At 70.1% G+C, this 7,434-nt stretch carries 6 protein-coding genes; all 6 read right to left on the bottom strand.

Annotated features, from left to right (window positions below):
• Positions 1–51 precede the first annotated feature (51 nt).
• Genes nuoN through nuoI form a run of 6 tightly spaced genes read right to left on the bottom strand, consistent with a single transcriptional unit; the run spans position 52 to position 7,252 of the window.
• Positions 52–1,716: an NADH-quinone oxidoreductase subunit NuoN gene (nuoN, locus tag AN218_RS23360; protein ID WP_070018870.1), complete on the bottom strand. Its 1,665-nt coding sequence runs from the start codon at positions 1,714–1,716 to the stop codon at positions 52–54.
• Positions 1,713–3,377, bottom strand: coding sequence for an NADH-quinone oxidoreductase subunit M (locus tag AN218_RS23355; RefSeq protein ID WP_070018869.1), 1,665 nt, complete (start codon positions 3,375–3,377; stop codon positions 1,713–1,715). Before AN218_RS23355 ends, nuoN begins: the two co-directional genes overlap by 4 nt.
• A 3-nt stretch (positions 3,378–3,380) precedes the next feature.
• Positions 3,381–5,270 (bottom strand): NADH-quinone oxidoreductase subunit L, encoded by a 1,890-nt coding sequence (gene nuoL / locus AN218_RS23350; protein ID WP_070018868.1) that lies wholly within the window; start codon positions 5,268–5,270, stop codon positions 3,381–3,383.
• 13 nt (positions 5,271–5,283) lie between these two features.
• Positions 5,284–5,583, bottom strand: coding sequence for an NADH-quinone oxidoreductase subunit NuoK (nuoK, locus tag AN218_RS23345; protein WP_028437880.1), 300 nt, complete (start codon positions 5,581–5,583; stop codon positions 5,284–5,286).
• The gene (locus AN218_RS23340) at positions 5,580–6,548 is read right to left on the bottom strand and encodes an NADH-quinone oxidoreductase subunit J (protein WP_070018867.1); all 969 of its coding nucleotides are present in this window, start codon (positions 6,546–6,548) and stop codon (positions 5,580–5,582) included. Before AN218_RS23340 ends, nuoK begins: the two co-directional genes overlap by 4 nt.
• A gap of 2 nt (positions 6,549–6,550) precedes the next feature.
• Entirely contained in the window at positions 6,551–7,252 is a 702-nt protein-coding gene (nuoI, locus tag AN218_RS23335) for an NADH-quinone oxidoreductase subunit NuoI (RefSeq protein ID WP_244900623.1), read from the bottom strand.
• Between the last annotated feature and the right edge of the window lie 182 nt (positions 7,253–7,434).

The raw sequence follows: 7,434 nt of genomic DNA, 5'->3' as shown, positions 1-7,434 counted from the left end.
GCCCCTTCGCGGGGTGCCGGGCAGCGGCGGTACAGAGAAACGCCCCGGGCGCTAGCGGACGAAGACGCCCGCCTGGTTCGCCAGATCCAGGAAGTACTGGGGTGCGACACCCAGGACGACCGTGACCAGGACACCGACCGCGATCGCGGACGTCGTCCACACACTGGGGACGGCGACCGTGGGGCCGTCCGCCTTCGGCTCGCTCAGGAACATCAGCACGATGACGCGGATGTAGAAGAACGCCGCGATCGCCGAGGCGATCACACCGACCACGACGAGCGCACCGGCGCCGCCCTCGGCCGCCGCCTTGAAGACCGCGAACTTGCCGGCGAAGCCGGACGTCAGCGGAATCCCCGCGAAGGCCAGCAGGAAGAGCGCGAAGACCCCCGCCAGCAGCGGTGAACGGCGGCCCAGGCCCGCCCACTTGGACAGATGCGTCGCCTCACCGCCCGCGTCCCGTACGAGGGTGACCACCGCGAAGGCGCCGAGCGTCACGAACGAGTAGGCGCCCAGATAGAAGAGCACGGAGGCGACGCCGTCCCGCGAGGTGGCGATGACGCCGGCCAGCAGGAAGCCCGCGTGCGCGATCGACGAGTAGGCCAGCAGCCGCTTGACGTCGGTCTGCGTGATGGCCACGACCGCGCCCGCCAGCATCGTCAGGATCGCCACGCCCCACATGACCGGACGCCAGTCCCAGCGCAGCCCCGGCAGCACCACGTACAGCAGCCGCAGCAGCGCGCCGAACGCGGCCACCTTCGTCGCCGCCGCCATGAAGCCGGTGACGGGTGTGGGCGCGCCCTGGTAGACGTCCGGGGTCCACATGTGGAACGGGACGGCGCCGACCTTGAAGAGCAGACCCATCACGACGAGCGCACCGCCGATCAGCAGCAGCGCGTCGTTGGACGTGGTCTCGGCGAGGACGGCGCTGGTGGAGCGGTCGGCGTTGCCCACGACCCGGGCGATGCCCGAGTAGTTGACGCTGCCCGAGTAGCCATACAGCAGCGCCGCACCGAAGAGCAGGAACGCCGACGAGAAGGCGCCCAGCAGGAAGTACTTGACCGCCGCCTCCTGCGAGAGCAGCCGCCTGCGGCGGGCCAGCGCGCACAGCAGATACAGCGGCAGCGAGAAGACCTCCAGCGCGATGAAGAGCGTCAACAGGTCGTTCGCCGCGGGGAAGATGAGCATGCCGCCGACCGCGAAGAGCAGCAGCGGATAGACCTCGGTGGTCGTCCAGCCCGCCTTCGTCGCCTCGCGCTCGCCCTCACCGCCCGGTACGGACGCGGGCTGCGCGGCCCACGAGTCGACGGTCGCCGTCTGCGAGCGGGGCTCCAGGCGGCGCTCCGCGAAGACGAACACCGACACCAGACCGACCAGCAGGATCGTGCCCTGGAGGAAGAGCGTCGGACCGTCGACGGCGATGGCGCCCATGCCGGCGATCGCCGCCTTGGTCGTGGCGTGCCCCGAGATCGCGAGGCCGAGGACGGCCGCGAAACCGCCGGCCAGACCGAGCGCCGCGAGGATCAACTGGGCGCCGTAGCGCAGCTTCCGGGGGAGGAAGGCCTCCAGGAGGATGCCGATGACGGCGGCCCCCAGCACGATCAGCGTCGGCGACAGCTCGCCGTACTCGATCTTCGGGGGCTCCAGTTGCTCCGCCCCCAGTGTCCACAGGCTGGGGACGGCGCCCGCAGCCCCCGAAACCGTTGCCACCGCGCTCACTTGTGGTCACCTCCGGCGTGCTCGGCCGGCTTGTAGTCGAACCAGCCCGTCTCCGCGACCTGGTGGTCCGGCTTCGGGTCCTTCTTGTGCACGTCCGACATCGTGTGCTCGACGGACGGGTTGACGATGTCGGCCACGGGCTTCGGGAAGATCCCGAGGAAGAGCAGCAGCGCCACCAGCGGCGCCGCCACGGCCACTTCCCGTACGCGCAGGTCGGGCATGGCCCGCACCTCCGGCTTCTCGACGGGCCCGGTCATGGTGCGCTGGTACATCAGCAGGATGTACAGCGCCCCGAGGACGATGCCCGCCGTCGCGACGATGCCGGCGACCGGATAGCGGCTGAACGTGCCCACCAGCACCAGGAATTCGCTGACGAACGGGGCCAGACCCGGAAGCGACAGCGTCGCGAGACCGCCCACCAGGAACGTGCCGGCGAGCACCGGCGCGACCTTCTGCACACCGCCGTAGTCCGCGATGAGCCGCGAGCCGCGGCGGCTGATGAGGAACCCGGCCACCAGCATCAGCGCGGCGGTCGAGACGCCGTGGAAGACCATGTAGAGCGTCGCGCCGCTCTGGCCCTGGCTGGTCATCGCGAAGACGCCGAGGATGATGAAGCCGAAGTGGGAGATCGAGGCGTAGGCGATGAGCCGCTTGATGTCCCGCTGGCCCACCGCCAGCAGCGCGCCGTACAGGATGCTCACCAGCGCCAGGACGAGCACCACCGGCGTGGCCCACTTGCTGGCCTCCGGGAACAGCCCGAGGCAGAAGCGGAGCATCGCGAAGGTGCCGACCTTGTCGACGACGGCGGTGATCAGGACGGCGACCGGAGCCGTGGCCTCGCCCATGGCGTTGGGCAGCCAGGTGTGCAGCGGCCACAGCGGCGCCTTCACCGCGAAGGCGAAGAAGAAGCCGAGGAAGAGCAGCCGCTCGATGCCGGTGCCCATCGTGAGGTCGCCGTTCGCGCGGGCCTGCGCGATCTGCTGGAGCGAGAAGGTGCCCTCGCCCAACTGGTCGGAGGTCACCACGAACAGCCCGATCACCGCGGCCAGCATGATGAGACCGCCGGCCAGGTTGTAGAGCAGGAACTTCACGGCCGCGTACGAGCGTTGCTTCGCGCCCTCCTCCTCGCCGGCGGCGTGCGCGCGGTCCCCGAAGCCGCCGATGAGGAAGTACATCGGGATGAGCATCGCTTCGAAGAAGACGTAGAAGAGGAAGACGTCGGTCGCCGCGAAGGAGACGATCACCATCGCCTCGGTGGCGAGCATCAGCGCGAAGAAGCCCTGGGTGGGACGCCAGCGCCGGTTGGGGCGCGCGGGCTCCAGTTCGTCCGCGTCGTGCCAGGCCGCGCCGACGATGAACGGCAGCAGCAGCGCGGTCAGCGCGATCAGCACGGCGCCGATGCCGTCGACTCCCAGCTCGTAGCGCACCCCGAAGTCCGCGATCCACGAGTGGGATTCGGTGAGCTGGTAGCGGCTGCCGCCCGGGTCGAAGCGCGCCAGCACGACCAGCGCGAAGACGAGCGTCGCCAGCGAGAAGAGCAGCGCGAGCCACTTCGCGGCGCCCCTCCTGGCGGCGGGCACGGCCGCGGTGACGACCGCGCCGGCCGCGGGCAGCGCGGCCGTGACCGTGAGCAGGGGGAATCCTGCGTTTGCTACAGACATGACTCAGACCGCCCTCATCAGCAGGGTCGCGGCGACCAGGACCGCCGCGCCGCCGAACATCGAGACCGCGTACGAGCGGACGAAACCGTTCTGGACCCGGCGCGTACGGCCGGAGAGACCGCCGAAGGCGGCGGCGGTGCCGTTGACCGCGCCGTCGACCACCTTGTTGTCGGCGTAGACCAGCCCGCGCGTCAGATACTCGCCGGGCTTGACCAGGACGGCGTGGTTGATGTCGTCCTGGAGCAGGTCGCGCCGTGCCGCACGCGTCAGCAGGCTGCCGCGCGGGGCCACCGACGGCACCGGCCGCCGTCCGTACTGCAGCCAGGCACCGCCGACGCCGAGCAGCAGCGCGACGACGGTCGCGCCCGTCACCGCGGCGGCCGAGACCGGCGAGTGGCCGTGCTCGAACTGCGTGACCGGCTCCAGCCAGTGGACGAAGGACTCGCCGGCCTTGAACAGACCGCCCGCGAAGACCGATCCGAAGGCGAGCACGATCATCGGGACCGTCATGATCTTCGGGGACTCGTGGGGGTGCGGCTCGTTCTCCTGGCCCTTCCAGCGCTCCTCGCCGAAGAAGGTCATCAGCATCACGCGCGTCATGTAGTACGCGGTGATCGCGGCGCCGACCAGCGTGACCGCGCCGAGGATCCAGCCCTGCGTGCCGCCCTTGGCGAACGCGGCCTCGATGATCTGGTCCTTGGAGAAGAAGCCGGACAGTCCGGGGAAGCCGATGATGGCGAGATAGCCGAGCCCGAACGTCACGAAGGTGACCGGCATGTACTTGCGCAGACCGCCGTAACGGCGCATGTCCACCTCGTCGTTCATGCCGTGCATCACCGAGCCGGCGCCGAGGAAGAGGCCCGCCTTGAAGAAGCCGTGCGTGACGAGGTGCATGATCGCGAACGCGTAGCCGATCGGGCCGAGTCCGGCCGCCAGCACCATGTAGCCGATCTGCGACATGGTCGAACCGGCCAGCGCCTTCTTGATGTCGTCCTTGGCGCACCCGACGATCGCACCGTAGAGAAGCGTGACCGCGCCGACGACGACCACCACGGTCTGGGCGTCCGGGGCGCCGTTGAAGATCGCGCCGGAGCGGGTGATGAGGTAGACGCCCGCCGTCACCATCGTCGCGGCGTGGATGAGGGCCGAGACCGGAGTCGGGCCCTCCATCGCGTCGCCGAGCCAGGACTGGAGCGGCACCTGCGCCGACTTGCCGCACGCGGCGAGCAGCAGCATCAGCCCGATCGCGGTCAGCTTGCCCTCGCCGGCGTCCGTCGCGTTGTCCAGGACGGGCGCGAAGGTGAAGCTGCCGAACGTGGTGAACATCAGGAAGATAGCGATGGCCAGGCCCGCGTCGCCGACGCGGTTGACCAGGAACGCCTTCTTCGCCGCCACCGCCGCGCTCGGCTTGAACTGCCAGAAGCCGATCAGGAGGTACGAGGCGAGGCCGACGCCCTCCCAGCCGACGTACAGCAGCAGGTAGTTGTCCGCGAGGACGAGCAGCAGCATCGCCGCGAGGAAGAGGTTCAGATACCCGAAGAAGCGGCGCCGCCCGACGTCGTGCTCCATGTAGCCGACCGAGTAGATGTGGATCAGCGTGCCCACACCGGTGATCAGCAGCACGAACGTCATGGCGAGCTGGTCGAGCTGGAAGGCGACGTTCGCCTGGAAGCTCTCCACCGGCACCCAGGTGAACAGGTGCTGGTGCAGGGCGCGTTGGTCGGTGGGCTTGCCGAGCATCCCGGCGAAGAGGACGACGCCCGTCACGAACGACGCCCCGGAGAGCAGCACGCCCAGCCAGTGCCCGCTCCGGTCGAGTTTCCTGCCGCCGCACAGCAGCACCGCCGCGCCCAGCAGCGGGAAGCCGACGAGCAGTCCGATCAATGACTCCACTGGTTCGTACCCCTTACAGCTTCATCAGGCTGGCGTCGTCGACCGAGGCCGAGTGCCGGGAGCGGTACATCATCACGATGATCGCCAGCCCGACCACGACCTCGGCGGCGGCGACGACCATGACGAAGAACGCCATGATCTGGCCGTCGAGATTGCCGTGGATGCGGGAGAAGGCGACCAGGGTCAAGTTCGCCGCGTTCAGCATCAGTTCGATGCACATGAAGACGACGATCGCGTTCCGCCTGATCAGCACCCCGGCGGCGCCGATGGTGAAGAGCACCGCGGCGAGATAGACGTAGTTGACCGGGCTCACTTCGCGGCCTCCTCTTCCCGGGCCTCGCCACGGGCCTTGCGGGCCTCACGGCCGCCCTGACCCGCGTCGTCGGCGTCGTCCACGTCCCGCTGCGGGTCGTGCGGTTCGCCGTACATGCGCCCGTGCTCGGTCTGGCCGTGGCTGTCGGCGGTGCGCTGCTCCAGCGCGGCCACCCGGTGCAGCGCCTCCTGGCCGACCTCGCGCACCTGGCCGCGGTCGCGCAGCGTCGCGCTGATCGTCAGCTCGGACGGCGTGCCGTCGGGCAGCAGGCCCGGACGGTCGACGGCGTTGTGCCGCGCGTACACGCCGGGCGCCGGCAGCGGCGGGAGCTGTGTGCCCCGCTTGACGCGCTCCTCGGCCTGTTCGCGCTGGGACTTGGACTTCTCGATGCGCTCGCGGTGCGTGAGCAGCGTCGCGCCGACGGCGGCGACGGTGAGCAGGGCGCCCACCACCTCGAAGGCGACGACGTACTTGGTGAACAGCAGCGTCGCCAGCGCCGGTACGTTCCCGCCGGCGTTGGCGCGGCCCACTCCCTCGAAGGTGTGCACCGCGGCCTGGCCGATCCCGGCGACCAGCAGGACGCCGAGCCCGAGACCGCAGGCGGCGGCCAGCCAACGCTGGCCCTTGAGCGTCTCCTTGAGCGAGTCGGCGGCGCTCACGCCCACCAGCATCAGCACGAAGAGGAAGAGCATCATCACGGCGCCGGTGTAGACGACGATCTGCACGATGCCCAGGAAGTACGCGCCGTTGGCGAGGTAGAACAGCGCCAGGATCACCATCGTGCCCGCCAGGCACAGCGCCGAGTGCACCGCGCGGCGCAGCAGTACGGTGCCGAGCGCGCCGAGCACCGCGATGGTGCCGAGCACCCAGAACGCCGCCGTCTCGCCCCCGGAGGTGGCGGTCGCGGCGAGCGTGAGGGCGCCGCCGGAGGACGGCACGCCCCCCGTGGCGGGGAGTGCGGGCATGGTCACCGTCCCTCCCTGGCGTCGTTGCCGGAGCGGTTGCCCTCGGAGCGAACTGCCGTGCCCGCGGCGGCGGTCGCCGCCTCGGAGACGTCGCGCGCGGAGGGGTCGACGCCGCCGGCCTCACCGGCGGCGTCCACCGGACCGTCGGTGACGACGGGCTGGGCGGCGGGCTCGGCGGAGCCGAAGTCCCGTGCCGACTCCTGCGGATCGCCGCTGTCGGTGGTCCGCTGCACGGTGGTGTCCGGGGCCGCCTCGGTGACCAGGCCGCGGTAGTAGTCCTTCTCCGTCATGCCCGGGTAGATGGCGTGCGGAGAGTCGACCATGCCCTCCTCCAGGCCCGCGAGCAGCTCCTTCTTGGTGTAGATGAGCGATTCGCGGGAGGAGTCGGCCAGTTCGTACTCGTTGGTCATCGTCAGCGCGCGCGTCGGGCACGCCTCGACGCACAGACCGCACAGGATGCAGCGCAGATAGTTGATCTGGTACACGCGGCCGTAGCGCTCGCCCGGCGAGTAGCGCTCCTCGTCGGTGTTGTCCGCGCCCTCGACGTAGATGGCGTCGGCGGGACAGGCCCAGGCGCACAGCTCGCAGCCGACGCACTTCTCCAGTCCGTCGGGGTGCCGGTTGAGCTGGTGGCGGCCGTGGAAGCGCGGTGCCGTCGGCTTCTTGTACTCCGGGTACTGCTCGGTCAGCCGCTTCTTGAACATGTCCTTGAAGGTCACGCCGAAGCCGGCCACGGAGCTGCGCGGGGTCTTGGGGTGCAGCCCCTCTGCGTCGTTGTCAGGCACCGTCGGCCTCCTTTCCGTCAGTGTTCTGGGCACCGGGGGCGCCGCGGCCCGCCTCTCCCGCCTCTCCCGCGTACTCCGACGCACCGGACGGCCCGACCAGC

Origin of the sequence: Streptomyces nanshensis (genome assembly GCF_001751255.1) — a bacterium.
Taxonomy (GTDB): Bacteria; Actinomycetota; Actinomycetes; order Streptomycetales; family Streptomycetaceae; genus Streptomyces; species Streptomyces nanshensis_A.
This window is presented reverse-complemented; position numbering and strand designations above follow the sequence as displayed.